Raw genomic sequence first — 26310 nt, 5'->3', positions numbered from 1 at the left:
TGAGCGCTTCTGGTTTCAGGTTCAAGATCAATGGCGTCGGGATTGTGATTTCAACAATGCCATGTTGTTGTGGTCCGCATTCTTATTGGCGCTGGGAGCGGCAACCTACATTTATTTGCCGGATGAACCTGTTTGGTGGCTACTTTTGCTAATGTGTTTGATGTTTGGTGGTATTGCCTTTCGTGCTGCAAAAAGAGGAAAGAGCTTTACTGTTCCGGTACTTTTTGCCTCTTTCTTGTTTGGACTAAGTGCTGCCTGTTTGCATGGGCAATTTGGAGGCACGCCCATTCTGACCTCTTCTATGTCTACCACGTTTATCGGAAGACTTGAGCAGATCGAATATCGTTCCGCAGATGAGAGATGGACAATAGCCATAGAGAATATTGAAGGTCTGGCAATTTCAAATACTCCCAGAAAGTTGTTGTTGATCCGTCGTGCGAAAGAACCGAAGTTTCAAGCAGGTGATCGAATTGAAGCATGGGCAAGACTTATCCCCCTACAAAGACAAGCTTTTCCGGGTAGTTTTGATTATGGACGTTACCTTTGGGCAAGACAGATTGGCGGACAAGGTTATTTGGGTCGAAGGGTGAAACTGCTTGCTGATGGAGCTGGGGCCACCAACATCTCACTGTGGCTGGATGTATGGATGAGGATTGAGCAAGTGCGGTCCAATATGGCGAGCTATTTGTTTGCCCATATGGAGGTAGGGCCTGCTGGTCTTGCATCTGCATTGGTTGTCGGGAAACGTGATTACCTGACCGTTGAGACCAAAGATGCTCTACGCCTCTCTGGGCTTGCTCATATTCTTGCAATATCCGGACTGCATATGGCTCTTGTGACCCTGACGATCTTTGGTGGGGTTCGTTTGGCTGGTAGCTTTATTGAACCGTTGGTTTTGCGTTACGATATTAAGAAATTGGCTGCTTGGGCTGCTCTGCTGGCTGCAACTTGTTATTTGGTTCTGTCGGGACATGGCGTGGCAACCATTCGAGCCTATGTGATGATGGTCATTTTTCTAGGTGCTATTTTGGCTGGGCGCCCAGCACTGACGATGCATAATGTGGCTCTAGCCTTGATTATTCTTGTTCTGTTTCAACCGTTTTCAATTGTCGAGCCAGGCCTGCAAATGTCATTTGGTGCTACTGTAGCACTTATAGCAGGCTATCGGTCTTTGGAAGGAATGACGAAATGGAGAGCTTGGGGTGGAAGGTTTGCAGGAAATGTTCGGGATGATTTCAATCGCCAGATAGAACGCCAAGGCAGCGTGATCCATCGTGGTGTCATGCAGATTGTGCGTTGGTTTGCGGGGCTTTGCATCACTGCATTATTGGCGGGTTTAGCCACCACACCGTTTTCAATTGCTTTTTTCCATCAAATGGCACCTATGGGATTGATAGCCAACCTAATGGCGATGCCGATTTTAAGCTTGATTGTGATGCCTTCTGCTTTGATTTCCGCACTGTTGATTCCAGTTGGATTACAGCAATGGTCATTGGCTGTGATGGAATGGGGACTGGAGCAAATCATATATGTTGCCCAATGGGTTGTTGATATATCTCCGCAGATTGCATTGTTGGTAGCTGGGCCAGCGGGATTGGCATTGGCAAGTGCCGTAATATTGACGTCTATCGCAATTCATCCCAACCGATTGGCAGTTGGGGCGTCGCTTATTGCTGGGGCAGGGCTGTTGGTATTCAATCAATTACAAATGCAACCTGATATCTGGATTGCTGAAAATGGAAGATCAATAGCAGTACGTGATGGCAAGGGGCATTGGGTTTTTGCTGGTATCAAGGAGGACCGTTTTCTGGCACAAGCTTTATTGAAGGCAGATGGAGACACTCGGGCCTTGCCATCCATCGCTACTCGCAATCAGAATTCACCGGCGATCGGCGACGCATCAGGAGAGGTGCGATGCGATGGAGATGCATGCCGTCTCAATGTTTCTTCTAATGGGCTGCAATGGGCTGCCGAGCCGAAAAGAGAAGTTTGGAGCGTTTCACTGATAAAGACCATGCGGGCATTTGCCGAAGAATGTGCTGTTTCAGATATCGTGATCTCAGCTCTGCAGGTGCCGGAAAGCTGTAGCCGACCGCTTTTGGTTGTTGACAAATATCGCCTCAAGCAACACGGCAGCCATTTTCTCTGGCTGCCTCGAAGTGATGCAAGTGACCGCGCAGCAAGGTATTCAGGAGAGTTGGAGCGGAAGGAGAAGCTTGTCAGTTACTCAAGCGCTCCGAATATGGTCAAGAACGACCAGCCAGTCGTCCATCGAGCTGGAAATTTGTCGGCAAACTGGCTGGTTTGGCCAGATCCCGATCTGAAACAAGTCTGGCATTTGCCTTCCGGAACTGTTTCTAAGTTGAAAATAAAGTCTTCTCAGCCTTATGCTGGTCGACCTTGGCAGAAAACAACAATATCTGAGAATGATTAGGTGTCGCTACATAAGGAATGGCTTCTGTCAGATAGCTGAACAAAATGTTTCGAGTTTTTTGATGTCAATCATACCTAAAACTGCGTGATCTGTATTGGGAGGAAACAAACCACGCAGGATTGAGAGGCAAATCCTCAAAAGATCTATAGACCTTAATACTGACGCATCAAGCCAACCAGTTTACCTTGTACGCGTACCCGATCTGGACCAAAAATACGTGTCTCATAGGCAGGGTTGGCGGCTTCCAGAGCAATGGAGGCTCCCTTCTTCCGAATCCGTTTCAAGGTTGCTTCTTCTTCATCTACGAGTGCGACGACGATCTCTCCTGAGGAAGCATCATCGGATTTTTTGATGACAACCGTATCACCATCCAGAATACCAGCTTCAATCATGGAATCTCCGCGCACTTCCAGTGCAAAATGTTCGCCACCACGAAGCATTTCAACCGGGACAGAAATTGTATGAGACTGGTTTTGGATGGCCGAAATCGGAACCCCGGCAGCGATACGACCCATGACAGGAACGGCAACACCTGATGTATTTTCATCATTGGAGGGAGCACTGGATTCTGGTGCCGGAGTACGCAGCTTTCCAAGCCCTCCTTCAACAACGCTGGGTGAGAAACCCTTTGTGGTTTTGGCAAGGCTGGGAGAATTGGCCTCTGGGAGCTTCAAAACTTCCAAAGCACGGGCACGATTTGGTAGACGGCGAATAAAGCCACGTTCTTCCAGCGCGGTGATCAATCGATGAATACCGGATTTCGAACGTAGATCCAGCGCATCTTTCATCTCATCAAATGATGGAGGAACGCCGGATTCCTTTATCCGTTCATGAATGAACATGAGCAATTCATGTTGCTTTCGAGTCAGCATTTTCCTCTCCCAATAATATTGCACCATATATCACGAGTTTTCATTGATGAAACATCATTCACTGGTCAAAACCCAAGACATCACACACTGGCCAAGGTGCGTCGAAACTTCGAGAATATTTAGGTCGTGAATATTCGTTTCCAACAAACAATCACTGAGCTGTATTCCCTTAGAGACTCACTTGGCACAAATCACGAACAAAATATAGCTGTTCTTGCTGTGTTCCGCAAGTTCTTTCGCCTTGCGGCCAAAAGAGGAGCTGCCCATTATCGCTTAAACCCATCGTATTTTTAAAAGCCGACGGCTTTGCGGAGCATGTTCATGGCAACGATTATCAGGAAAACCGCAAAGACCCGTTTGAGCGGTTTGGGATCCAACGCATGAGCCAACTTTGCTCCATATGGAGTGGTGATCAGCGTCATGGCGATGATGATGAAAAAGGCTGGCAGGTTGATGGCACCGATCGTGAAAGGAGGTCGAACCGTCTGCGCGATATCGACCATCATAAAACCAGGAAGCGAGGGCACTGAGATAGCAAGGCCGAAGCCCGCTGCGGTTGCCACAGCACGGTGAATGGCAACATTATGCAAGCTCATGAGTGGAACTCCCAAGCTACCTCCGCCAATGCCCATGAGCACCGACAGGAAACCCAATATCGATGCGAGAATGCTGCGCAAGATGCCAGTCGGCATCTGCTCGGCAATTTGCCAACTCTGACGACCAAAGCCGAGATAGAGGCCGACCAGGATACCAAGTCCGCCGAAAATAGCTTGCAACACGTCTGAACGAAGTTCAGAGGCGGTGAAGCCACCGATGATCGCACCTACTGAGATGAAGATGGACCAGATCTTCAGGATATCCCAATCCACCGCTCCTTTTTTGTGATGGGAATGGAGCGAACGGATGGATGTCACAACGATTGTGGCGAGCGATGTACCAAGGCAAAGCTGCATGACTTGATCACCACCATATCCCAGTGATGAGAAAAGATAGAAGAAGGCTGGAACCAGCACGATACCTCCGCCTACGCCCAAAAGGCCCGCAATAACACCGGCAAAGGCTCCTATTGCCAGCATGAAGGCAAGGAGGGGGAGATAGCTGCTTATTGTTTCCATGAGAGTTTCCGTATGGCCACTTGGTCGGTTGCGTGGAGAATAGTGTTAAATCAGAGGTCGGAAAAGAGCTGGCCGAAGCCGGGGAGTTGACCCTTTATACCTACAGATCGAAGACAATTCCACATACTGGCCTTATTACTGCAAACTGCTTGTTTATCTATCAATCAAGGGAACTCGTTCGTGTGTCTGACTGATTAATATGTCCGGTGTTTGGGCCTCTAATCTTGAGACTGCGGAATATGTGAATGGTGTTTTTGAACGCCTGAAAGGACGAAATTGGTCTAATGGAGAAATTTGATCTTCGATTAGTCTGCGAACTCGGTTATTCTTTTTACAATCATTTATTTCGAAGCAGAGCCTATCGCTCTTCGTATGTGGCAATTGTTTCATAATTGCCTACTTGCGCTTGTTTTGATCAGATTGCCGAACTTCGGTATTTGAAATTTTATAAGAACCAAAAGCGGGGATAGCCCGTCCTAGAGATGTTGAAATATTTTGGGAGATTTTAGTCATGGATATTCGAAATGGTTTGAAACATCATTTGCGCCATGCTCCGCTGCCCCTGATATTTTGTCTGTCTGTATTAGCGACGCCTGTTGCACATTCGGAAGAGGTGAAATGGCGCTTGCCCAAGCTCTCGTCTCCTTCCAGCCCGGGTGCGACTGGTGCGGAACAGCAGACAGATGGGGAGGGGTATGAGATTTTTGCCGCTGGCGGCGCGTCGCTTTTGGAACCGAGCATTCGGCCTCAAGCGCGTTTGTTCAAAGGCGCTAGCGCAGCCACATCGGGCTTTTCCGGTTCTTATATAAGATTACCACTTGTTGCTCCTGGTGAGACACCAGAGGTGAATGCGTCGCCGGAAATGCGATTCATTGATCCAAATGGTGCGTCAGTCACGCTTTTGGGTCTGGATAATATGGAGGCGGCGATGGTTGCGCAGGAGATCAAACGTCGCCCTTATGATCAAATTCTGGCCAAGGATGTTGGGCAGGTATTTGGTCTGGCCATGGATGATGCAAAAGATCCAAGCCTCTTTATTGCTGCGGCATCTGCTTATGGCCTTCCAATCGTTGGAGGGGATGAGAATGGTGATGGCGTTGAAGATCGTCTATTCTCTGGCCAGGAGGGCGCTCGTTTCATGGATGCACTCTTTGGTTCCAATCCTGAGAGCGGTCCTGGCACCATTTATCGTGTTGATGGCACCACAGGCCAGATTGAGGTCTTTGCCAATATTGAACTGGATGGGGTGAAAAATTCCGGCCCTGGCCTTGGGCAAGTGGCTTATGATCCGGTCAGTCGTCAGATCTTTGTCTCCGATCTGGATACCGGCATGATCCATCGTCTGGATATGAGCGGAGCAGATCAAGAGCAATTTGATCATGGCGTGACGGCTCGCTCGCTTGCTGGGCGGCCTGAGATTGCATTTGATCCTGCTAATCGTCTGAATATTGAAGACGAAGCCTTTGATGCCGAGGATCCTTCTACCTGGCACTATACAGCGCCAGAGCGGCGCGTCTGGGGTTTGGCCGTCCATAACGGGCGGCTTTATTATGCTGTGGGGGACGGTCCGGAGATCTGGTCTGTCGGTATTGATCCTACGAGCGGAGCTTTCTCTTTTGATGCGCGTTGGGAGCTGACGCTGTCTGATGAGCATGGTGATGAGGAAATCTCCGATATCGCCTTTGGTGCCGATGGTTCCATGATTCTTGCGCAGCGTGGCAAACGGGTCGCACGGTTTGATTTCACGGAATTGGTGGAGGGTGGAAACGCCAAGACACTTCGCTTTTACCGTGAAAAGCCAGACGATCCGGCGACACCTTCCAAATGGGTCGAGAAACCAATTGAATATGCAGTCGGTTTTCCCGCCAGTCATGATAATGGCTCTGGCGGAATTGGTCTTGGACCTGCCTATGATGAGTTTGGCCGTTTGAATTTCAAGGCCTGCAAAGGCACACTCTGGAATAGCGGTGATCGTCTGCGTGGTGGAGAGGCTTATGCCGATGCTCTGCGCTCTGGTGGTGCTTTGGCCATCGATGGCTTGCAGGGACAACCTGTCGGTCTTTCAAAGGCTGAGAACAGCCCGCCATGGGTGAGTTATTTCCATGACTATGACGGCCGTTATCCAAGCAAGAAGAATGCAGGGCATGTCGGCGATGTCGAGATTCTTGGTTGTCAGGGTGAGCCGGAATATGGCTATTTTGATCCGGGTATACCGGACTGGCCGGGAGATCCCGGTGGTGAATGGTGGCCATGTCTGTTCAATCCGCAATGGTGCGAGCCGCCAAAGCGTGATGTCTGTGTGAATACCAAAGCCAAACTGGTTTGTGATGCGACCAAGGGCAAATATGTGCTGAAACTGATTGCATCCGAAGGCAAGGATTACGGGTTCGACACCATGTCCATCATGGATCCAACGTCCCGTATGACGGAACTGCCCGGTGATAAGCCATTTCCTGGTTCTGTTTCTGTGCCGACAACTGGTTTGCTGAATGGATCGCTCGGTCAGGTCAATGTTTGTGCTTTCAATAGTGCAGACAAAGCCACAGGCCAGCCATTCGATTGCTGCAAGGTCAGCGTCGAGTTCACCATCCCTGACATCAACTGCTCACTGGGAGAATGATCATGTTTCTTTCTCTTATCTCAAAACCGAAGCTGAGCGGCTTGAAGCGTCTTGGTTTGGTTTGTTTAAGTCTGGCTTTCGCTACACCGAGCTATGCAGCAACAACTCCTTCAGCTATTGATTGGTCTGTTGCTCCATGGCAAAGCGTTCAACCCGTAGAAAATGCACCTGTGCGTATGCAGGTAGCGCAAGCCAAAACGGTTGAAAATCTGCGCCCGAAAGAGGAGGGAGCAGAACGTGACCCAGACCGTGACAGAGATCCTGATCGTGGTAAGGGTTGTAGTCCGTTCAAACCCGAATTTGAATGTGATGAAGAGACCGGAGAGGTTATCGTCACTCTGGTCAATAGTGTTGGTGACTTCGATGCAGATGACATTTCCATCAAGGTTCTGACACCTGGCATTACTCTGTCATGGCCAGATCCGACTGATCCTTTGCGCGTTCGTTTGGAAGGTGCATTGCCAGGTCAGGTGATTGTTCTGGAAACCAGTGCTGTTCAAGTCGGTGGCGGCTCCGAGCCAGGCTTGGATAAGTGTTGCATGGGTAAAATCCGCATCAAGGTGCCGAGATTGCCATGTAATGAGGATAAGCCAAAGCTGAAGGTCAAGAAGAATTGCCGCAAGGCAGATGATAGCGAAGGCGGTGCCAACGCGATCTGTGACATCAGTGTTTTTTATAGTGGTCCAGCTCCAACTGCTGCCAACCCGTTGCGTCTGAACGATGTCATGAGCGGTGGTGGCAACTGGCAGATCCTGAATGTACAGGTGCCCCATGTTTGGAGCTGCGATGCAATCCCGCATAATGGTCCGGTGCCATTTGGATGTGAGTTGAAATCAGAAAATCAACTGGCACCAATCGATTGGAGCAATTTCAGTACTTTCCTGCGTCTACATATGAAAGTGGACAAGGAGTTCGAAAATTGTGCGACCATTTCCACTCAATCCCGTGGTGGCAAGGTTGAAGCAAAGGATTGCGATAAGCTGGGCGGTGAAAGACCTCGGCTGACATTGGAGAAAACCGGTCCTGCATCCTGTGTGGCTGGTGCTGATTGTAATTTCAATATCACGATCCGCAATGTCGGGGCAGGTGACTTTGATGCATCAACTTTGATGATTGATCAGATGAACCTGAATGAAGCCCGTATTCTGGATATGAACCCAATGCCAGCGGGCTGCTCTGCTGAAATGCTGGGCGCATCCGGTTTTGCTTGCATCCGCAATCTGGAACTGGGTGCCGGTGAGAGCCAGAGTTTTGTGGTTACCACACGTGTGCCTGCCAACAGCAATGCTCGTGAGTTGAGAAACTGTGTTGGCCTTTATCGTGATGGCAACGGGTTTGAAGCTGGTGGTTATAGCGTGGATCCTGATGCTGGTGTGGACCTGCCTGGTGATGTATTGACCATTCTGGGTGATGATGATCGTCTTGGTTACGATTGTGCCGAAGTGCCTCTTACGCAAGTGATTGCTCCGGAACCACAACAACCAGAGGAGCCGCAAGATCCACAAACTCCGCCTGCACCGCAGGGGCGTCCGGATCTGGGCTTTGAGAAGACCTCCCTTGGTGATTGTCTGGTCAATGAGCGTAATCGCAGTTATTCCTGTGAGTTCCAGCTCACCACGACCAATGAAGGCAACGCTGTCTATGAAGGTCCGTTGGTGATCAGTGAGCAGCTGGGTCGTCCACGTGCACTCAATCTCGATGTCGTTGGTGGCGATGGTTGGTCTTGCCGACTGGCTGGTGGCTCCTCTGCGACCTGCATCCAGCCATATGCTGAATTGGCGCCGGGTGCCAGTGCAAGCGTGACGGTTCGTGTGCAATTGCCTGCAGTGGAGCGTGATGCTCGCTATACCAATTGCGCCCGCCTTGGCGTCGGCTCTGGTCGTCGCGAGCGCGTTGCAGTAGCTCAGCAAGCCATGGAAAATCTCGGCATTGATGTCGGGGGCGTTGATGGCGTGATGGGACGAAAAACCCGCGCGGGTTTGCGTGAGTTGCAGGGTCGCCTTGGAATGCCGGTCAATGGTCAGATCAGTGATGAATTGTTCACCCGACTTGGTGTGCCGCAAGCTGCTCAGAACCGTCGTTCCTGTGCATCTGTGTCATTGCCTGGCATGCCGCGGCCCTATGAGCCACCGGTTCAGCGACCTCCAGTGCAGCCGGATCCTCCAATCTATGATGATCCAAATCCACTGCCGCTTCCTCTGCCGCTGCCAATCCCTCCTGGTTTGATTGATCCATTGCCACGCTGTGATGGTGTGACTGCCGTGCCTTCCAATGGACGTTGTGTTTGTCGCTATCGCGGTATGCGCAAGGTATCGGCAACGAGCTGTCGTTGTCGCAAGGGCTCAAGCTTTGTACGTGGCAAAGGTTGCCTTGTGATCACTCCACCGGTTAATCCGTTGAAATGTGATCGTGCAACCACGGTAAAGAAGGGCAAAAGCTGTGTCTGCCGCTACCGTGGCATGAACAAGGTGTCCAAGACCCGTTGTGCTTGTAAGAAGGGTCGCACCTTCGTGCCAGGACAGGGTTGCATCAAGATCAGACCACCAGTGGTTACTCCGCCCGTGGATCTGCTGAAATGCAATCGCGCCACGACCGTGAAGAAGGGCAATAGCTGTGTCTGCCGCTATCGTGGCATGAACAAGGTGTCCAAGACCCGTTGTGCCTGTAAGAAAGGTCGTACTTTCGTACCGGGACAAGGTTGCCTTCGGCTCAAGCCGCCAGTTGTGAAACCACCAGTCGTGATACCGCTAAGGTGTGATGCTCGGTCGACCATTCGCAAGGGCAACAAGTGTGTCTGTCGCAAAGGCTTCAAACGGGCAAGTGCCACACGCTGTGTCCCGCGCCGGATCGTCAAGCCACCGGTTGTTATCAAACCTCCAGTGGTCATCAAGCCACCAGTTGTTGTAAAGCCTCCAAGGGTGGTTCGTCCAAGATGTGATCGTGGTTCGACCATTGTTCGCGGCAACAAATGTGTCTGTCGCAAGGGCTTCAAGCGGGCATCGGCTACACGCTGTGTGAAACGGGCCGTACGGCAGAAGCCGCAGCGGGTTAAGCCTCCTGCGCAACAGAAGCCTATTCGGGTTAACCCGAAAATCGTGATCCCGAATACTCCGTTTGTTATTCAATAACGGCGTGTCAGGTTCAAAAATACAAGTAATCCCGGGGATGGTGACATCTCCGGGATTTTTCGTTGGAAATGCTTTTCTCATCTGAACTGCAGATGAGCAATTCTATTGCTCACATGTCGTCAGGTTTAGGACGGTAAAAGATCTCAACGGTGGGCAATGATGGCCTCTTTTCTCCAAAAAGGCTGATTTGGAGAACAAAATCATGTGCAAGGCGATATGGGGAGTGCATTGTTCGGCCTGCGAAATTTGAACCGGATTGGTTTTTTAAAGTCCATTGCCCGTGATTGTTGGCAAGCCTCTTCCTCTCTATCTAACAGACAGGAAAGTTTGGCAGATCTCAGGACCAAAGTGCGATTTGTCAACCACGCTTTTGAAAGACCAATTTGGGAGATCAGCATGTTTGTTGTTACCGGCAACCGATTGTTGGACGGGATTGTTGTATTTCTGGCGCCTGCAGTGCGCTGGGATGAGGATCTACAGCAAGCACGCTGTTATGAGGTTGAGTCTGATGCTGAAGCAGCGCTTGAAGAGATCCGCAATCAAGGCGTAATTGATCTGGCTGTGATTTCTGTGAGCCGCGCCAGTGATGATGAGCCCCTGATTGCAGATCGTCTGCGTGAGCGTATTCGAGCTGATGGCCCTACCATCGATCCATTTGAGGGCTTGCACCTTTCCCGCAAATTTGACAGGCCCGCTAATCGCCTGCACGCATAGGAGAGCGTTATGTATCGCTATGATGAGTTTGATGCAGACTTTGTGCGCCAGCGTGTGGCGCAGTTTCGCAATCAGGTTGAACGCCGTTTGTCTGGGGAGTTGACCGAAGACCAGTTCAAACCGCTTCGCCTGATGAATGGTCTGTATCTTCAGCTGCATGCCTATATGCTGCGTGTTGCCATTCCTTATGGCACGCTGAACAGCAAGCAGATGCACAAGCTGGCTGACATTGCCACCAAATATGATCGTGGTTATGGGCATTTCACCACCCGTCAGAACTTGCAGTATAACTGGCCTAGCCTGAAGGATACGCCGGATATTCTGGAAGAGCTGGCTGAAGTTGAAATGCATGCCATCCAGACATCAGGTAACTGTATCCGCAACGTGACCACCGATCACTTTGCCGGTGCGGCGCATGACGAGATTGCCGATCCTCGTGTTTATGCCGAGATCATTCGCCAGTGGTCCAGTCTGCATCCGGAATTCACCTTCCTGCCGCGTAAGTTCAAGATCGCGATCAATGGCGCCAAGGCAGACCGAGCTGCCATTCAGGTGCATGACATTGGCTTGCAGTTGGTTGAACGTGCGGATGGCGGCATTGGCTTCACCGTTTATGTTGGCGGCGGGCAGGGGCGTACCCCAATGATTGCCAAGAAGGTAGCCGATAATATCGCTGAAGAAGATATCTTGAGCTATCTGGAAGCGATCTTGCGGGTTTATAACCGCTATGGCCGCCGTGATAACAAGTATAAAGCTCGTATCAAGATCCTCGTTCACGAGACCGGTTTGGAAGAGCTGAAAACTGCGATTGATGCTGAATGGGCCGAGATCAAGGATAGCGTGCTGAAAGTGCCTCAGTCCGAGATTGACCGCATCAATGCCTATTTCGCGATACCGTCTTTGAAAGATGATAACGAAGGTGCTGCGAAACTGACTCACGCTCGTGCTCGCGATGCAGGCTTCAGCCAGTGGGTTAGCCAGAACAGCTTTGGTCACAAGATCAAGGATCATTCTTGCGTGACCATTTCCCTGAAGCCCGTTGGAGGTGTTCCGGGTGATGCAACAGACAAGCAAATGCATGTGGTCGCCGATCTGGCTGCACAATATGGGTATGATGAACTACGCATTTCCCATGAGCAGAATATCATTCTGCCACATGTTGCGAAGTCCGATCTCTATCCGCTCTATCTAGCGTTGGTAGAGGCTGAGCTGGCGGAAGCCAATGCGGGTCTTGTGACCGATATCATCGCTTGCCCGGGTCTTGATTATTGTGCTCTTGCCAATGCACGTTCCATTCCGATCTCTCAGGATATTTCCAATCGTCTTGGCTCGGCTGAACGTCAGAAAGAAATTGGTGAGCTGAAAATCAAGATTTCCGGCTGTATCAATGCCTGTGGTCACCATCATGTGGGACATATCGGTATCTTGGGTGTGGATCGTAAAGGTGAAGAGCTTTATCAGATCACACTTGGCGGATCTGCCGATGAGAACACCTCCATTGGTGCCATTCTCGGACGTGGCTTCCTGGCTGAGGAAGTGACCGATGCGATCGAGAAGGTGATCGATACCTATCTGGCTCTGCGGCTTTCAGACGATGAGATCTTTATTGACGCTTATCGTCGACTTGGACCGGTGCCCTTCAAAGAGGCGCTGTATCCAGCCAAAGCTGCGTAAGGTAAGGACATTGGACTATGTCAGGACCGAAGGGACAAACGAGCAGTCAACTAAGTGATGCTGATCTGGCTGCTCTCAATGCAGAATATGAAGGCCAGTCCCCGCAGGCTATCCTGCAGTGGCTCGCCGATAATCACGATAAAACCGGCGGGCCAGTGCCTCTTGTTTCAAGCTTTGGGGCAGACAGTGTCGTCTTGTTGCATCTGGTCTCACAAATTGATGCGGGCTATCCCGTTCTGTTTGTCGATACCCGCAAGCATTTTGATGAAACGCTGGCCTATCGCGATCAGATCGAGCGTCAGTTTGGTTTGAGCAATCTGCAGTCAATTGTGCCTGATCCGGTGAAACTCAAGGAAGTGGATCCCTTTGGGGCGCTGTGGATGACGGATCCGGATACTTGTTGTGATATGCGCAAGACCGTGCCGCTTGATCTGGCAATGAGTGGTTATGTTGGTTGGATTACCGGCCGTAAGCGATATCAGACCGCAGACCGTGCCAATATGGCGATCTTTGAGCAGGACAAGGGCAAGCTGAAGGTCAATCCGCTCGCCAATTGGGTGGCCAAAGATGTTGCTGATTATGTCAAGCAGAATAGCCTTCCAGGCCATCCACTTATTCCGAAGGGCTTTTTATCCATCGGTTGTGCACCTTGCACCAGTCCCGTGAAAGAGGGCGAAGATGCAAGAGCCGGACGTTGGAAAGGCCAGGACAAAACAGAATGCGGCCTGCATGTGGCCAAAGGGTAGAGATTATGAGCAATCAAACTGAGAATCAGGCGGAAGCCACCTTGTATAAGCCACATGCTTTTCATGTCGATGAATGGCAGACTTTGGATGCCGAGGCTGAACTGCCTGCTGCTGGCGCCTATTTCCTTGGCTTGGACCGTGCTTTGGAGCTATTGGAAGCTGGCAAACCAGCATTTCGTCTGGGCGTGATTGTCGATGCTGGCGAGGATGTGACCCGCATTGGTGACCATCTGGATAAGATTGAAGCCGTGGCGGTCAACTTCCCGGCTTTTGCTGATGGCCGTGCTTTTTCATCTTCTCGTCTGCTGCGCGAGCGTTACGATTATAAGGGTGAGGTTCGCGCGACTGGTGCTTACATTCTCGATCAGATGCCAATGCTGGTGCGCTGTGGTGTGGATGCCTTTGATGTGCAGGACCCCAATGTTCGCGCCGGACTTGAGCGTGGCGAGTGGCCTGATGTAACCAATTATTATCAGCCAACTGGCAATGACGAGCAGTTGGTCAACAATCCACGTCCTTGGCTGCGTCGCAGCTTTGGCTAAGCTCTGAAGATTTAAGTGGTGAGCAAAAAGAAGAGGGCGCTTGATGCGCCCTTTTTCATGGCTGATTGTGTTTGATCAATCAGAGCACCAATATGGTGCAGCTATCGTCTTTGTTTGCTGCTGGAGCAAACGGAGGACGAATGATCAGACAATCCGCATCCGCAAAACGGGCCATCATGGCACTGTCCTGCTTGGAGAATGGATGTGCAATCCACTGACCAGTTGCTGTGTCTTTTTCAAGACGGGCGCGTAAGTAATCCTGTCGCTGGTCATTCTCGCCCAGATCCATTGCCAGCTTTGCAGTCTGCAGCGGCTGGGTCTCATTCTGCCCCAACATGGCACGGATAAGGGGTTGCAGGAAAATATGCGCACAAACCATGGAGGAAACCGGATTACCCGGCAGGCCCAGTACCTGCATGGAACCGAGATTGCCAGCCATCAATGGTTTGCCCGGGCGCATGGCGATGCGCCAGAAATTGAGATCCATTCCCGCTTCAGTCAACACATCTTGCACCAGATCATGGTCACCAACGGATGCCCCACCGATGGTGACAAGGATATCTGCGCCCCAATCTTGTGCTTCCTTGATCTTGGCAGCGATCGCGTCTTTCTGGTCCTTGGCGATCCCGAGGTTAAGCGTCTCAGCACCCACCTGTTCGGCTTGTCCCGCCACTCCGAAATTATTGGATGAGATGATCTGGTCGGCAGCCGGTGTTTCTCCCGGGGGTACCAGCTCATCACCTGTTGCGAGAATGGCAACTTTGGGTCTGCTCAGGACCGGGATCTCGGCATAATTCATGGATGCGCCGAGGGCAACTTGACGAGGTGTCAAATGGATCCCTTTGGTCAGGGTGACTTCGCCTTCCTTGAAATCAAGGCCTGCAGGGCGGATGAATTTGCCGTTTGAGACTGGCTCGAGAGCCGTAACAAAATCTCCATCACGTTCTGTGTTTTCCTGAATGAGGATGGCATCAGCACCAGCTGGAACCGGTGCACCAGTGAAGATCCGTACAGCTTCCCCATCCTTCATTTCACCTGCGAAGGAATGACCAGCTGGGACTTCTCCAATCACCTTTAGTTTAGCCGGAAGGTCTTTCAGATTATCTGCCTTGACAGCATAGCCATCCATGGCTGAGGCATCAAAGGGTGGTTGGTTGCGGGTCGCAGCCATATCTTGTGCCAAAATACGGCCTGAAGCTTCTGAGAGTGGAACGGATTGAACCTTGGTGTTTGAAATTCCATCCAACAGGTGGTTCAGGGCGTCTTCCACTTTCATCAGGGCCATGATCTGGCTGCCTTTCCTTGTCTTGATGTCTTTATGTTGCGGATTGCGGATAAGACTATTCGTCTGCTTTCCAATGGCCGGATTTGCCTCCGGTTTTCTCTAGCAAGCGGATGTCTTTCAGAACCATGCCTTTATCGGCGGCTTTGGCCATGTCATAGATGGTCAGGCAGGCAACCGATGCTGCAGTCAGGGCTTCCATTTCCACCCCGGTTTGTCCGGTGACCTTGGCCATTGCTGTGATGACAAGGCCCGGCAAATCATTGTCGGCTTCAATGTCGATGGAAACTTTGCTCAGGCCCAATGGATGGCAAAGTGGGATCAGCTCATGGGTGCGCTTGGCGGCCATGATGCCTGCAATACGAGCGGTAGCGAGGACATCACCCTTCTTGGCGTTTCCAGACAAGATCAGATCCAGTGTTTCTTGCTTCATCTGCACAGCCCCGCGAGCAAACGCTGTTCGGGTGGTGGGATCTTTTTGCGATACATCGACCATATTGGCCGCGCCGGTGTCATCCAGATGGGTCAGGCGATTTTCCGTCACGGTGTCTGCTCCTTCAAAGGGCGAATGATGTCATTGCGTCCTTCTTGCCGTGTTACAGGCTTGTTGCCTTTGTCTTGGGTCAAATGCTCGGTCTTGAAGGGTTTAAATCCCCAGAAGAGAGCGGGTGGCCTCTTCCACATCATCCTTGCGCATCAGGCTTTCGCCAATCAGGAAGGTGTTGATGTTGGCTTCATTGGACAGCAGTTTCAGGTCTACTGGTGTGAACAGGCCGCTTTCACCGACCAGCAACTTGTCATCTGGCACATGTTTGGCAAGATCAAGGCTGGTCTGCAAGGTTGTCTCAAAGGATTTGAGATTGCGGTTGTTGATGCCGAGCAAAGGCGACTTCAAAGAGGCAAGCGCACGGTCCAGTTCTTCCTTGTCATGTACTTCAACCAGAACATCCATACCCAACTCAAGGGCCGTGTCTTCCAGCACACGCGCTTCATCGTCGGTAACAGATGCCATGATGATCAGTATGCAATCGGCTCCCCACGCCCGGGCCTCATAGACCTGATAAGGCACATAGAGAAAGTCCTTACGAAGGGCGGGCAGGGATACTTCTTTGCGGGCTGCGATCAGGAAATCCGGGTGACCTTGAAAGCTTGGGGTGTCGGTAAGGACAGACAGACAAGCTGCGCCGCCATTCTCATAAGCTTTTGCGAGAACAGGCGGATTGAAGTCTTCTCGGATCAGGCCTTTGGACGGGCTGGCTTTTTTGACTTCAGCAATCAGGGCATATTTGCCTGCGTCAACTTTTGCTTTAAGTGCACCGTAAAAGCCACGCGGTGCATCATCCTGATCAGCAATTCTGGCTTTCAAATCTGCAAGTGAGATCTGCGCTTCTGCAGCTTTGACTTCTTCGCGCTTATAGAGTTCGATTTTTTTTAAGATGTCAGCCATGGGATAAGTTCGATCTTTTAGTCTTGTCAGATTTGGAGGAGGAGGGTGATTGACCCGCTCTCAATTCATTAACTTTGGTTGGAAACGGCTACCAGTTTGTTCAGTGCATTCAATGCATCGCCATTGTCGATGATCTGCTGGGCGAGCTCGACGCCGTCAGCATAGCTGTCCACTTTGCCACCAATGAGTAAGCCTGCGGCAGCATTCATCACGACGATATCGCGATATGGACCCTTTTCACCGGACAGAATAGCGCGCAGTGCCACTGCATTGGCATCGCCTGTTCCACCGCGAATGTCTTCCATTTTGGCACGTGGAAAACCGACATCTTCCGGTGAGATGGTAAAGCGAGTTATTTCACCATCCTTCAGCTGCACGATCTGGGTTTCACCAAGTGTGGAGATTTCATCGAGGCCGCCTTCACCATGGATGATCCAAGCCATCTTAGACTCCAGATTCTTCAAGGTCTGAGCGAAAGGCTCCAGCCATTGCGGATCGAACACACCGATCAAGTGATGTTTGACGTTCGCCGGGTTGGCCAGCGGCCCGAGCAGATTGAAGATGGTGCGAATGCCCATTTCAACGCGGGATGGTCCGACAAAGCGCATGGAAGAATGGTGATTGGGGGCGAACATGAAGCCGATATTGGCTTCCTTGATGCAACGGGTCACACCTTGACTGTCCTGCTCCAGATTGACGCCGAGACTGGAGAGGACATCTCCAGAGCCGGATAGAGAAGACAGAGCTTTGTTGCCATGTTTGGCAACAGAAATGCCACCACCTGCCATGATCATGGCCGCACAAGTGGAGATATTATAGGTCTTGGTGCCTGTGCCACCAGTGCCAACGATATCGACGGCATTTTCAGGGGCATCTACCGTCGACATCTTTGCGCGCATCTGAGAGACCGCACCAGTGATTTCGTCTACCGTTTCGCCACGCAAGCGCAGAGCCATCAGAAAAGCGCCAATCTGGCTCGGTGTCGCCTTGCCCGACATGATGATGTCGAAGGCTTGCCATGCTTCGGATTGGTTGAGCGCGTTGCCGTCGGCCACTTTGGCCAAAAAGGGTTTCATTTCTTCCATGATAATTTCTCCCGATCGCTCAAGGCACCAGCTTGTATCATGCTGGTCTTCTCTTTTCTGAGTGGCCTAGTTGGGCAAATTTTCAGACAAAAAGAAAGCCCAAAACTGGGCTTTCCTTGTTCTTGTGTGGACTGGCCGTGACCAGTGCCGGATTTCATGCCAGATACTTGAAGACTAACGCACCAACTGGTTCAGCAGAGGTTGGTTGATCGAGATACCGAGATCCCGCTGCAGACCACCTACCAGCTGAGACAGCAGATCATTTTCCGCATTCTGATCCAGCTGACGACGTAGAGCATCATTTTCCAGGCCGTCAGCGTTGAATTCCGGCGCAGTGATGTCAGTGACTTTCAACAGCAGCTGAGAATTCTCCCCAGCTGCGGTAGCGGTATAACCAACGGGGCCGTTGAAGAGCTGATCGATCGCACTCTGCGGAACAGAGACGCCCTGGCTCTGACGGGTCAGGTCCTTGGCTTGCTTGACCTCAATGCCTTGATCGGCAGCAATATCTGCCAAGCTCTTGCCACCATCCAGCTCGCCTTTGAGCTTGGTTGCCAAGTCAGTCAATTGAGTTCTGCGTTTGTCAGCTTTCCATGCTTCGATCACTTTGGCTTTCACATCTGTCAAAGGACGATCCTGAGCAGGAGTGATGTCGATGACGTTGTACCAGGCAAAACCGGTACTACCGATATCGATCGGGTCAGTCTCCAAATCTACATCGCTTTCAAAGATACCAGTCAACAGTTTTTCCTGTTCTGGAAGATCGGTGACCTTGTCTTCGGTTTTCAAATCACCTGCTTTGGAAATGGAAGTAATCGTGCGCAGTTTCAGGTTCAGCTTGTCGGCGATCTCTTTCAGAGTGGATCCTCCAGCGCGCTCATCTTCCACACTGTCGAACATATCCAGCACTTCGCCATTGGCACGATCGGCAGCGATTTCTGCTTTCAGGATATCCTTGACCTCGTCAAATGGCTTGGAGGCTTCCGGCTGAATTTCCGTTACACGAAGCAACAGTTTTCCGAAACGGCCATCGACTACGTCAGATACGGTGTTCAGATCCAGCGTGAATGCAGCATCTGCCGCAGCAGGATCAGTCAGCTCGGTTTTGGTTAAAAGACCAAAGTCGGCATCTTCCGGCTTGATATTGCGTTCGGTCAAGATGTCATCAAAGCTTGTGCCGTCCTTGATTTTGTCGGAAGCAGCCTTGGCTTCCTCTTCAGAACTGAAGAGGATCTGTTGCACGCGGCGCTTTTCCGGAGTACGGAAGCGGTTGGAACCGGAGTCAAAAACGATTTTTGCATCTTCATCTGATACGGCAGATGGATCCGCGATATCGCCCGGCTCCAGCTTCAACAGCTCGAAAGAACGATATTCCGGTGCGCGGAAGGCGAGCTTCTTGTCTTTGTAATAGGTTTCCAGCTCTGCATCGGTCGGTTCCGCAACTTCTGGCAGTTTGCTTTCTTCCAGAATCAGATAGTCAGCAGAGCGTTTTTCATTGGCAAAGCGATGGAAGACCTTCAGGCTAGCGGTTGGCGCTGTGGCAAGACCTGCGAGACCACCACCAATCTGACGGCGGGCTTCCAGCTTTTCACGGCTGGTGACATAGCGATCTTCTGTGGTTCCGAGGCTACGCAGTACATTCTGCATATAAGCGCGATCAAAACGACCAAGGGTTTGGAAGCTTGGTTCCTCTGCAATGCGTTTGGCCAGTTCTTCCTTGGACAGGCCGACATTATACTTCAGAGCCAGATCATCCAGAGTGCCTTCTGCAATCATGCGGCCCAGCACCTGATTGGGGATGCCAAAGGTAGCAGACTGAGAAGGGGTGATGGTGCGGCCAAGACGATTGGACAGGATGTTGAGTTCTTTGTTCAACTCTACCTGATAGTCTCGCGCATCAATTTCAGCGTCACCGACAGTGGCGACTGCACCTCTGCCGAAGCCGTTGAAAATATCAGCGATACCCCAAACGGCGAAGCTGAGAACCAACAGGCCCATAAAAATCTTGGCAACCCAACCTGCTGCCATTGTGCGCATAAATTCCATCATGGAAGGATTTGTCCTTTTCATCCGGGGGCAGGTCAGCGGACCGAATATTGGCCCAAGCTGTTTGCCACACCGCAGTGATGTCTTTCCAACTTTGGGCGGATCATAGAAAGCTCAACCTCACCCTGCAAGCTTTGCTCGCTTAAAAGAGGGGACAAATCAGGGCAGAAATCGGGTTTGTAACCAAAATTTGAGGAAAAAGGCGAGGTGGTCCACTGCAAATGCGCTGGCAACTAGCAAGGCGAGATGAAGTTTGCTATGGCAGGCCCAGAATTTTCATCGGATTTGCATGAAGGGGAATGATCCATGAGCGCTGCTATCAAGCCACTCGTCGCTGGTAACTGGAAAATGAATGGTCTGAAAGCGGCCGCATCGGAGCTGGAAGCTCTGATTGGTGGATATGACGCTGATTTGGCATCCAAGGTTGATAGCATGATTTGCCCACCTGCCACGCTTGTCTCTCAGTTCGCCCAGACTGCTGGTGGTAGTGCTGTCGCAATTGGTGCGCAGGATTGTCATGTCAATGGCTCTGGCGCTCATACTGGTGATCTGTCTGCTGAAATGTTTGCTGATGCTGGTGCGTCTGCCATCATTGTTGGTCACTCCGAGCGTCGTGCTGACCATGGTGAGAGCAACAAAGTGGTCAAAGCCAAAGCCGAGGCTGTCTGGGCTCAAGATCTGGTTGCCATCATTTGCGTTGGTGAGACTGAGGGAGAGCGCAAGAGCGGTGAGACCCTTGATGTGATCAAAGCACAATTGGCTGGCTCCATCCCTTCTGGAGCAACCGCAGCCAACTCGGTGATTGCTTATGAGCCTGTCTGGGCAATCGGTACGGGCCTGACGCCAACCGCTGATGATGTTGCGGAAGTCCATGCTTGCATGCGTGAAGAGCTGAGCAAAGCCTTTGGTGACGAAGGTTCTTCCATGCGTCTTCTATATGGTGGTTCTGTAAAGCCCGGCAATGCATCCGAGTTGATGGGTGTTGCCAACGTAGATGGTGCTCTTGTTGGTGGTGCCAGCCTGAAGGCGGCAGACTTCCTCGGTATCATGGCTGCATACAAGTAACGATTTCTACATGTGAATTCTTTGTGTGGGGCAGGGGTTGCAAAGGCATCTCTTCCCACCCAAATGCATAAAAGCGCATGGAAAGACTGGAATCCTGCGGCGGCTTGTTGTAGAAGACGCCCAAGATGAATGATAATGCGGTCGCGGTTTTGAGCGAAAATGGCTCAAAACTGCGATTTCGCTATGATAGAGACGTAAAAAGCATGGAATCGGTAATTATTGTCATCCACCTGCTTGTTGTGGCCGCACTGGTTGTTGTGGTCCTGTTGCAGCGCTCTGAAGGTGGCGCTCTGGGCATTGGTGGTGGTGGCGGCGGCGGTGGCGGCGGTTTTCTGACCGGTCGTGGTGCAGCCAACCTGTTGACCCGGACAACGGCTATTCTGGCCGCTTGTTTCTTTGCTACTTCGCTGATTCTGACCATTCTGGCCCGTGTCAGTGACAAGCCAAGCGATGTATTGGACAATGTTCCTGCACAGACTGAAACCCAGTCTGGTGAAGGTCAGCCAGCAGCTGGCGGCAATGGCATTCTGGATGAGCTGCAGCAGCGTAGCCAGAGCGGCCCACAGGTTCCAACCTCTCAGTAAGGTTGAGACTGGGCTATGTTAGATGGCCTGATCATGAAGTTTCAAACCGGCTCTCGCACGTTTTCTTTTGATTCGAGTGGGGGCCGGTTTCTATTGTGCAAGTGCTGGATCGATCCTTGCCAGGTTGCCAAGAGCCTGGAAGTCAGGGGATGGATGCGGCCTTTTTCTTGAGATCATCCGGCTCGGGGGCTGGCTTTGACTTCCGGTCGTGATTTTCTTTTGGACGGTTTGGGAATTGATTTGGCATTTCCCACCAAAGAGAAGTAATCTACGAGTCCATGGCGCGATATATTTTCATTACTGGCGGTGTGGTGTCCTCGCTCGGCAAAGGGCTTGCGTCTGCGGCTCTTGGGGCGGCTCTACAGGCACGTGGCTATTCAGTTCGGCTACGTAAACTTGATCCCTATCTCAATGTTGATCCCGGTACGATGTCTCCCTACCAGCATGGGGAATGCTTCGTGACCGATGATGGCGCGGAAACAGATCTTGATCTGGGTCACTATGAGCGCTTTACCGGTCGTCCGTCCAATCAGCAGGACAATATCACGACGGGTCGGATCTATCAGAACATCATTACCCGCGAACGTCGTGGGGACTATCTTGGCGGCACGGTGCAGGTGATTCCGCATGTGACCGACGAGATCAAGAATTTCATTCTCGATGGCAACGAAGATTATGATTTCGTGCTGTGTGAGATTGGCGGCACGGTTGGTGATATCGAAGCGCTTCCGTTCTTCGAAGCGATCCGTCAGTTGGGCAATGAACTGCCACGTGGTCAAGCGGTCTATATCCATCTGACTCTGATGCCCTATATTCCAAGTGCGGGCGAGCTGAAAACCAAACCAACCCAGCACTCCGTGAAAGAGCTGCGTTCCATTGGTATTCAGCCAAATATCCTGCTGGTTCGCTGTGATCGTGAAATTCCGGTCAGTGAGCGTCGCAAGCTTTCCCAATTCTGTAATGTACGGCCGGAAGCGGTTATTCAGGCGCTGGATGTGAAGTCCATCTATCAGGTGCCACTTTCCTACCATGCCGAAGGGCTGGATAATGAAGTATTGGCGGCTTTTGGTATTGATGGTGCTCCAAAACCGAATTTCGAGATCTGGGAAGGCATCATGGATCGCATCAACAACCCTGAAGGGGAAGTTGAGATTGCGGTTGTCGGTAAATATACCCAGCTTTTGGATGCTTATAAATCCCTGATCGAAGCGCTTTATCATGGCGGCATCGACAATAAGGTGAAGGTCAATCTGAAGTGGATCGAGTCCGATGCCTTTGAAAAGGGACAGGATCCAGCCGAACAGCTTGGTGATGTGCATGGCATTCTGGTGCCAGGTGGATTTGGTGAGCGTGGTTCTGAAGGCAAGATTGAAGCTGTTCGCTATGCACGTGAAAACAAGATCCCGTATTTCGGTATCTGTTTTGGCATGCAGATGGCGGTTATTGAAGCAGCTCGCAATTTGGCTGGGATCCAAGACGCGACATCATCCGAGTTTGGTGATGCGAGGAACAGCGTTGTTGGTCTGATGACCGAATGGTCGAAGGGCAATGCCAAGGAAACCCGTAGTCAGGATGGGGATCTGGGTGGCACCATGCGTCTTGGTTCCTATGAGGCGCATTTGAAGCCTGGTTCCAAGATTGCGGATATCTATGATTCCGAAATTATCCACGAGCGCCATCGCCATCGTTATGAGGTCAATATCGACTTCAAGGACAAGTTGGAAGAATGTGGTTTGATCTTTGCGGGCCTCTCTCCGGATGGTGTATTGCCGGAGACTGTCGAGATTGCTGATCATCCATGGTTCGTTGCGGTCCAGTATCATCCGGAGCTGAAATCTCGCCCGTTTGATCCGCATCCACTGTTCTCGTCCTTTATTTCAGCCGCTCTTGAGCAGAGCCGACTGGTCTAGGATTTGGAAATATGAGAAGGCAGGGGTTACCCTGCTTTCTTGCTTTTGCTGCCATGTTTTTGCCGCGACTGCATTTCATGGTTCAGCCGTGATTCCTTTCGCTTCGATCCTGGGCTCATATGTCTTTGCGATCTGGCCCCACCAGCACAATGAGAGCTTTTATGTCTGCACCTAACTCAGTTGTTTCTGCCGGTTCTGTCAAATTCGGTAACGATTTGCCTTTGTCTGTCATGGCTGGTCCATGTCAGATGGAAAGCCGCGACCATGCCATGGAAATGGCGGCAGCATTGAAAGAGATTAGTGACAATCTTGGTATCGGCATTGTCTATAAATCCTCATTTGATAAAGCCAACCGAACCAGTCTGACTGCGGCACGCGGCATTGGTCTGGAGAAAGCGGTTGAGGTTTTTGCGGAAATCAAAGAGAAGTTTGGTCTTCCGGTCGTCACTGACATTCACGAGGTGCATCAATGTGCACCAGCGGCAGAAGTCGCCGATATTTTGCAGATCCCGGCCTTTTTGTGTCGTCAGACCGATTTGCTGGTTGCAGCTGCGAAGAGCGGCGCAGTTATCAATGTCAAAAAAGGTCAGTTTCTGGCACCTTGGGACATGCGCAATGTGGTCTCAAAACTGACCGAAAGCGGTAATGCCAATGTCATGCTGACGGATCGTGGGACCAGCTTTGGCTATAACACGCTGGTTACTGATTTCCGTGGCCTGCCAATCATGGCAGAGACCGGCGCACCGGTTATCTTTGATGCCACCCATTCGGTTCAGCAGCCTGGCGGGCAGGGCAGTTCGTCCGGTGGTCAACGTGAGTTTATCAGTACACTCTCTCGTGCTGCGGTTTCCGTTGGTGTTGCCGGTGTCTTTCTCGAGACCCATCAGGATCCTGATAATGCGCCATGTGACGGACCAAATATGATCCCTGTTCAAGAGTTGCAGGATCTGCTCAAGACCCTCATGGCATTTGATAATCTTGCCAAAAATGGTGCTTGATAGCCCTCGTTCAATCTAAAGTATATTCGAAATCGAACAACTAAACACTTGCACTGCGACCTATTGTTGCAGTGCAAAGGTTCCGTATGGACATGTTCGTTTTAATCCTTAGTGTGCGGACAAATTTTCTACGGCAAATTTCTTACGCAGTTTGCCATATATATCTAGCACCGGGATTTAGATTATGAGCGAAGCGACAAAAACTGAATTTACCAAAGGCTCACTACTGGCAACTCTTGTTGCTTTGCTGGTTCTGGCCGGTTGGGGTATGGCCATTTTCACTTTTGGCTATCCTGCAATTGTCATTCCTGCGGTTGCTTTGTCTTTCGGTTCTTTGTTCGCTCTGGTGATCATGACCCGAGGCTGAATGGATTTTATCTGCGTTTGTAGATGCAGACCAAAAAGAAAAAGGCGGCTCCTGATATCAGGGCTGCTTTTTTGCATTTCATGAATCTATATTGAATAACGCTTAGTGGGCCTTGTGATGAATGAGACTTGCGATCTCGTCATCCCAGCGCCAGTGATTGGTACTGGTTAGCTCGCAACCGCCCCACCAGCGATGCAAACCATTTTCCATCAGAAAATCTGCCTGTTGATCCAGTGTCTTCTTGCCGAAGTCGGTCAGGTGTAACTGGGATGTAATGAATTCCTTGCGTTGATCATCATTGGCAAAGATCTTGGGTTTGAATTCTTGTGGCAGGCCGGTAAGGGCGGGACGCGTGCAGAATTGCAGATCACTGAGGATCTTGAAGAAACTCCAATCGCCAAGGAAGGCAGCTTCCTCCATATTCAGGACCTGCGCAAAGAGCATACCTGGGCGATTGACGCCACGGTCCAGCGTGTAGAGAATCTGACGTTCGGTGCGTGAAAGGCCATCTTTACCGGGCAGTTCTTCCAGACAGCGTTTCAGGGCCTGTCCCATGAAGGGAAAACCCGGAATTGGCCCTTGGCGCAGGATGTTGATCTGGTTGGGGGCATCTGCTGTTCTATAGGCTTCCCAAGCTTTGCTGGCGAACGAGAACATGCTGTCGAGCACCGGAAGACCAAGCTCCTCGAAACGACCGATGTTATCGGGAGTTTGTGTACCCAGATATGTAGGGGCTTGGACCAGAAAAACGGAATGAACCCGCTTCAGACGGGCCAGATGATCGAGAATCTGCAAGATCTGCAACTGATCATAGAGATCGTGTTCAAACCATAACTCGATCCGATCGAATTCCTGATGGTTCTTGAGGATCTCATTGCGGTCTCTGAAATCCTGAAAGATATCATCTGCGTTTTGGCTGGCGCCGTTGGCATGATGTTTGGCTCGGATTTTGGCAAACAGATCATCATCGGCATCAGGAATGGGCCCTTCATGTAGAACATCCCGCCATGGCAGGATGGTATCGCCAATGCCTGCTTCTCTCAGAATGCCCGCAGCGCTGTCGCCGTTGGTGATGATGAGCGTTTTCATAATTCGTCCTGCCAATTAATCTAGGTTTATCTCCTACCTGATTCGGCCAGTCTTGGTCTCATCCTTTGAGGTATTCAAATGATTGCAAAATCCGAACGTCTTGTGTTGCGCAAGATTGATGAGCGTGATGCTGCCTTTTTGCTCGAACTTATGAATGAGCCTGCCTACTACGCCATGATTGGCGATAGGGGATTGAGAACGCTTGATGATACCATTGAGCATTGTCGAGAAGTGTTCATGGCTAGCTATGATAAGAATGGGTTCGGCATGTATCTTATCTGCCTCAATGATGAGGGTCAGACGCCAGTTGGATTTTGCGGTTTACTCAAGCGCGATTGGTTGGAGCTGATTGATATTGGATATGCCATTCATTCCAATCACTGGCGAAAAGGATATGCGTTTGAAGCTTGTCAAATGGTGCTTGCTCATGCCTTGAATGATTTGGGTATGAGGGAACTGATGGCAATAACATCATTGGAGAATGACGCGTCGCTCTCCCTTCTCAAGAAATTGGGTTTTCATGTTACCGGTGAGAGGGTCCATCCTGAGAGCGGAGATGGCCTTCACGTTCTCCAAAAGAGACTGGTTTAAC

General features: G+C 50.9%; 21 protein-coding genes. 13 read left to right on the top strand and 8 right to left on the bottom strand.

Annotated elements, in window-relative coordinates; genetic code table 11:
* Nucleotides 1-85: 85 nt before the first annotated feature.
* On the top strand, nucleotides 86-2434 hold the full coding sequence (locus tag CRO57_RS06490) for a ComEC/Rec2 family competence protein (RefSeq protein WP_170955974.1): 2349 nt from the start codon (nucleotides 86-88) through the stop codon (nucleotides 2432-2434).
* 152 nt (nucleotides 2435-2586) lie between these two features.
* Here CRO57_RS06490 and lexA read toward each other — a convergent pair whose 3' ends face one another.
* On the bottom strand, nucleotides 2587-3306 hold the full coding sequence (gene lexA / locus CRO57_RS06485) for a transcriptional repressor LexA (protein WP_097152498.1): 720 nt from the start codon (nucleotides 3304-3306) through the stop codon (nucleotides 2587-2589).
* 290 nt (nucleotides 3307-3596) lie between these two features.
* The gene (locus tag CRO57_RS06480) at nucleotides 3597-4421 is read right to left on the bottom strand and encodes a sulfite exporter TauE/SafE family protein (RefSeq protein ID WP_097152497.1); all 825 of its coding nucleotides are present in this window, start codon (nucleotides 4419-4421) and stop codon (nucleotides 3597-3599) included.
* A 511-nt stretch (nucleotides 4422-4932) separates the two neighbouring features.
* Here CRO57_RS06480 and CRO57_RS06475 point away from each other — a divergent pair.
* From CRO57_RS06475 to CRO57_RS06450, 6 genes are all read left to right on the top strand, one after another.
* Nucleotides 4933-7041, top strand: a complete 2109-nt coding sequence (locus CRO57_RS06475) for an NHL repeat-containing protein (RefSeq protein ID WP_097152496.1) — start codon at nucleotides 4933-4935, stop codon at nucleotides 7039-7041.
* Between the two features lie 2 nt (nucleotides 7042-7043).
* A complete protein-coding gene (locus CRO57_RS06470; protein ID WP_170955973.1) occupies nucleotides 7044-10169 on the top strand; it encodes a peptidoglycan-binding domain-containing protein in 3126 nt (1041 codons plus the stop codon).
* A 396-nt stretch (nucleotides 10170-10565) separates the two neighbouring features.
* Nucleotides 10566-10883 (top strand): DUF2849 domain-containing protein, encoded by a 318-nt coding sequence (locus CRO57_RS24975; protein ID WP_244580022.1) that lies wholly within the window; start codon nucleotides 10566-10568, stop codon nucleotides 10881-10883.
* Between the two features lie 9 nt (nucleotides 10884-10892).
* Nucleotides 10893-12557 (top strand): nitrite/sulfite reductase, encoded by a 1665-nt coding sequence (locus CRO57_RS06460; RefSeq protein ID WP_097152494.1) that lies wholly within the window; start codon nucleotides 10893-10895, stop codon nucleotides 12555-12557.
* A gap of 17 nt (nucleotides 12558-12574) precedes the next feature.
* Nucleotides 12575-13303, top strand: coding sequence for a phosphoadenylyl-sulfate reductase (locus tag CRO57_RS06455; protein ID WP_097152493.1), 729 nt, complete (start codon nucleotides 12575-12577; stop codon nucleotides 13301-13303).
* Nucleotides 13304-13308: 5 nt separating this feature from the next.
* The gene (locus CRO57_RS06450; RefSeq protein WP_170955972.1) at nucleotides 13309-13845 is read left to right on the top strand and encodes a DUF934 domain-containing protein; all 537 of its coding nucleotides are present in this window, start codon (nucleotides 13309-13311) and stop codon (nucleotides 13843-13845) included.
* 79 nt (nucleotides 13846-13924) lie between these two features.
* Here the strand turns inward: CRO57_RS06450 and CRO57_RS06445 are convergent, their stop codons facing one another.
* The 5 genes from CRO57_RS06445 to CRO57_RS06425 form a co-directional block, all read right to left on the bottom strand.
* Complete coding sequence (locus CRO57_RS06445; protein WP_097152491.1) at nucleotides 13925-15130, bottom strand: molybdopterin molybdotransferase MoeA; 1206 nt, start codon at nucleotides 15128-15130, stop codon at nucleotides 13925-13927.
* Between the two features lie 55 nt (nucleotides 15131-15185).
* Complete coding sequence (gene moaC / locus CRO57_RS06440; protein WP_097152490.1) at nucleotides 15186-15671, bottom strand: cyclic pyranopterin monophosphate synthase MoaC; 486 nt, start codon at nucleotides 15669-15671, stop codon at nucleotides 15186-15188.
* Nucleotides 15672-15773: 102 nt separating this feature from the next.
* Entirely contained in the window at nucleotides 15774-16574 is an 801-nt protein-coding gene (gene trpC, locus CRO57_RS06435; protein ID WP_097152489.1) for an indole-3-glycerol phosphate synthase TrpC, read from the bottom strand.
* Nucleotides 16575-16642: 68 nt separating this feature from the next.
* Complete coding sequence (trpD, locus tag CRO57_RS06430; RefSeq protein ID WP_097152488.1) at nucleotides 16643-17659, bottom strand: anthranilate phosphoribosyltransferase; 1017 nt, start codon at nucleotides 17657-17659, stop codon at nucleotides 16643-16645.
* Nucleotides 17660-17833: 174 nt separating this feature from the next.
* Nucleotides 17834-19708, bottom strand: coding sequence for a peptidylprolyl isomerase (locus CRO57_RS06425; RefSeq protein ID WP_170955971.1), 1875 nt, complete (start codon nucleotides 19706-19708; stop codon nucleotides 17834-17836).
* A gap of 303 nt (nucleotides 19709-20011) precedes the next feature.
* On the opposite strand from CRO57_RS06425, the gene tpiA reads away from it, so the two are divergent.
* From tpiA to CRO57_RS06400, 5 genes are all read left to right on the top strand, one after another.
* Nucleotides 20012-20770 carry a triose-phosphate isomerase gene (gene tpiA, locus CRO57_RS06420; protein ID WP_097152486.1) on the top strand — a complete coding sequence of 253 codons (759 nt, stop codon included), beginning with the start codon at nucleotides 20012-20014 and terminating at the stop codon, nucleotides 20768-20770.
* A gap of 203 nt (nucleotides 20771-20973) precedes the next feature.
* Nucleotides 20974-21354: a preprotein translocase subunit SecG gene (secG, locus tag CRO57_RS06415; RefSeq protein ID WP_097153245.1), complete on the top strand. Its 381-nt coding sequence runs from the start codon at nucleotides 20974-20976 to the stop codon at nucleotides 21352-21354.
* A 278-nt stretch (nucleotides 21355-21632) separates the two neighbouring features.
* A complete protein-coding gene (locus CRO57_RS06410) occupies nucleotides 21633-23264 on the top strand; it encodes a CTP synthase (protein WP_097152485.1) in 1632 nt (543 codons plus the stop codon).
* Between the two features lie 161 nt (nucleotides 23265-23425).
* The gene (gene kdsA, locus CRO57_RS06405) at nucleotides 23426-24262 is read left to right on the top strand and encodes a 3-deoxy-8-phosphooctulonate synthase (RefSeq protein ID WP_097152484.1); all 837 of its coding nucleotides are present in this window, start codon (nucleotides 23426-23428) and stop codon (nucleotides 24260-24262) included.
* Nucleotides 24263-24446: 184 nt separating this feature from the next.
* The gene (locus tag CRO57_RS06400) at nucleotides 24447-24629 is read left to right on the top strand and encodes a hypothetical protein (RefSeq protein ID WP_097152483.1); all 183 of its coding nucleotides are present in this window, start codon (nucleotides 24447-24449) and stop codon (nucleotides 24627-24629) included.
* A gap of 102 nt (nucleotides 24630-24731) precedes the next feature.
* Here the strand turns inward: CRO57_RS06400 and CRO57_RS06395 are convergent, their stop codons facing one another.
* Entirely contained in the window at nucleotides 24732-25718 is a 987-nt protein-coding gene (locus tag CRO57_RS06395; protein ID WP_097152482.1) for a DUF1835 domain-containing protein, read from the bottom strand.
* Between the two features lie 78 nt (nucleotides 25719-25796).
* Between CRO57_RS06395 and CRO57_RS06390 the strand changes: the two genes are divergently transcribed.
* Nucleotides 25797-26309, top strand: a complete 513-nt coding sequence (locus tag CRO57_RS06390; protein WP_210200770.1) for a GNAT family N-acetyltransferase — start codon at nucleotides 25797-25799, stop codon at nucleotides 26307-26309.
* Nucleotide 26310: the final 1 nt, after the last annotated feature.

Origin of the sequence: Cohaesibacter gelatinilyticus (assembly GCF_900215605.1) — a bacterium.
GTDB lineage: Bacteria > Pseudomonadota > Alphaproteobacteria > Rhizobiales > Cohaesibacteraceae > Cohaesibacter > Cohaesibacter gelatinilyticus.
This window is presented reverse-complemented; position numbering and strand designations above follow the sequence as displayed.

Coding starts and splice junctions, on each gene's coding strand:
- lexA (WP_097152498.1), bottom strand. CDS start 3,306: ATGCTGACTCGAAAGCAACATGAATTGCTCATGTTCATTCATGAACGG.
- CRO57_RS06480 (WP_097152497.1), bottom strand. CDS start 4,421: ATGGAAACAATAAGCAGCTATCTCCCCCTCCTTGCCTTCATGCTGGCA.
- CRO57_RS06475 (WP_097152496.1), top strand. CDS start 4,933: ATGGATATTCGAAATGGTTTGAAACATCATTTGCGCCATGCTCCGCTG.
- CRO57_RS06470 (WP_170955973.1), top strand. CDS start 7,044: ATGTTTCTTTCTCTTATCTCAAAACCGAAGCTGAGCGGCTTGAAGCGT.
- CRO57_RS24975 (WP_244580022.1), top strand. CDS start 10,566: ATGTTTGTTGTTACCGGCAACCGATTGTTGGACGGGATTGTTGTATTT.
- CRO57_RS06460 (WP_097152494.1), top strand. CDS start 10,893: ATGTATCGCTATGATGAGTTTGATGCAGACTTTGTGCGCCAGCGTGTG.
- CRO57_RS06455 (WP_097152493.1), top strand. CDS start 12,575: ATGTCAGGACCGAAGGGACAAACGAGCAGTCAACTAAGTGATGCTGAT.
- CRO57_RS06450 (WP_170955972.1), top strand. CDS start 13,309: ATGAGCAATCAAACTGAGAATCAGGCGGAAGCCACCTTGTATAAGCCA.
- CRO57_RS06445 (WP_097152491.1), bottom strand. CDS start 15,130: ATGGCCCTGATGAAAGTGGAAGACGCCCTGAACCACCTGTTGGATGGA.
- trpC (WP_097152489.1), bottom strand. CDS start 16,574: ATGGCTGACATCTTAAAAAAAATCGAACTCTATAAGCGCGAAGAAGTC.
- trpD (WP_097152488.1), bottom strand. CDS start 17,659: ATGGAAGAAATGAAACCCTTTTTGGCCAAAGTGGCCGACGGCAACGCG.
- CRO57_RS06425 (WP_170955971.1), bottom strand. CDS start 19,708: ATGATGGAATTTATGCGCACAATGGCAGCAGGTTGGGTTGCCAAGATT.
- tpiA (WP_097152486.1), top strand. CDS start 20,012: ATGAGCGCTGCTATCAAGCCACTCGTCGCTGGTAACTGGAAAATGAAT.
- secG (WP_097153245.1), top strand. CDS start 20,974: ATGGAATCGGTAATTATTGTCATCCACCTGCTTGTTGTGGCCGCACTG.
- CRO57_RS06410 (WP_097152485.1), top strand. CDS start 21,633: ATGGCGCGATATATTTTCATTACTGGCGGTGTGGTGTCCTCGCTCGGC.
- kdsA (WP_097152484.1), top strand. CDS start 23,426: ATGTCTGCACCTAACTCAGTTGTTTCTGCCGGTTCTGTCAAATTCGGT.
- CRO57_RS06400 (WP_097152483.1), top strand. CDS start 24,447: ATGAGCGAAGCGACAAAAACTGAATTTACCAAAGGCTCACTACTGGCA.
- CRO57_RS06395 (WP_097152482.1), bottom strand. CDS start 25,718: ATGAAAACGCTCATCATCACCAACGGCGACAGCGCTGCGGGCATTCTG.
- CRO57_RS06390 (WP_210200770.1), top strand. CDS start 25,797: ATGATTGCAAAATCCGAACGTCTTGTGTTGCGCAAGATTGATGAGCGT.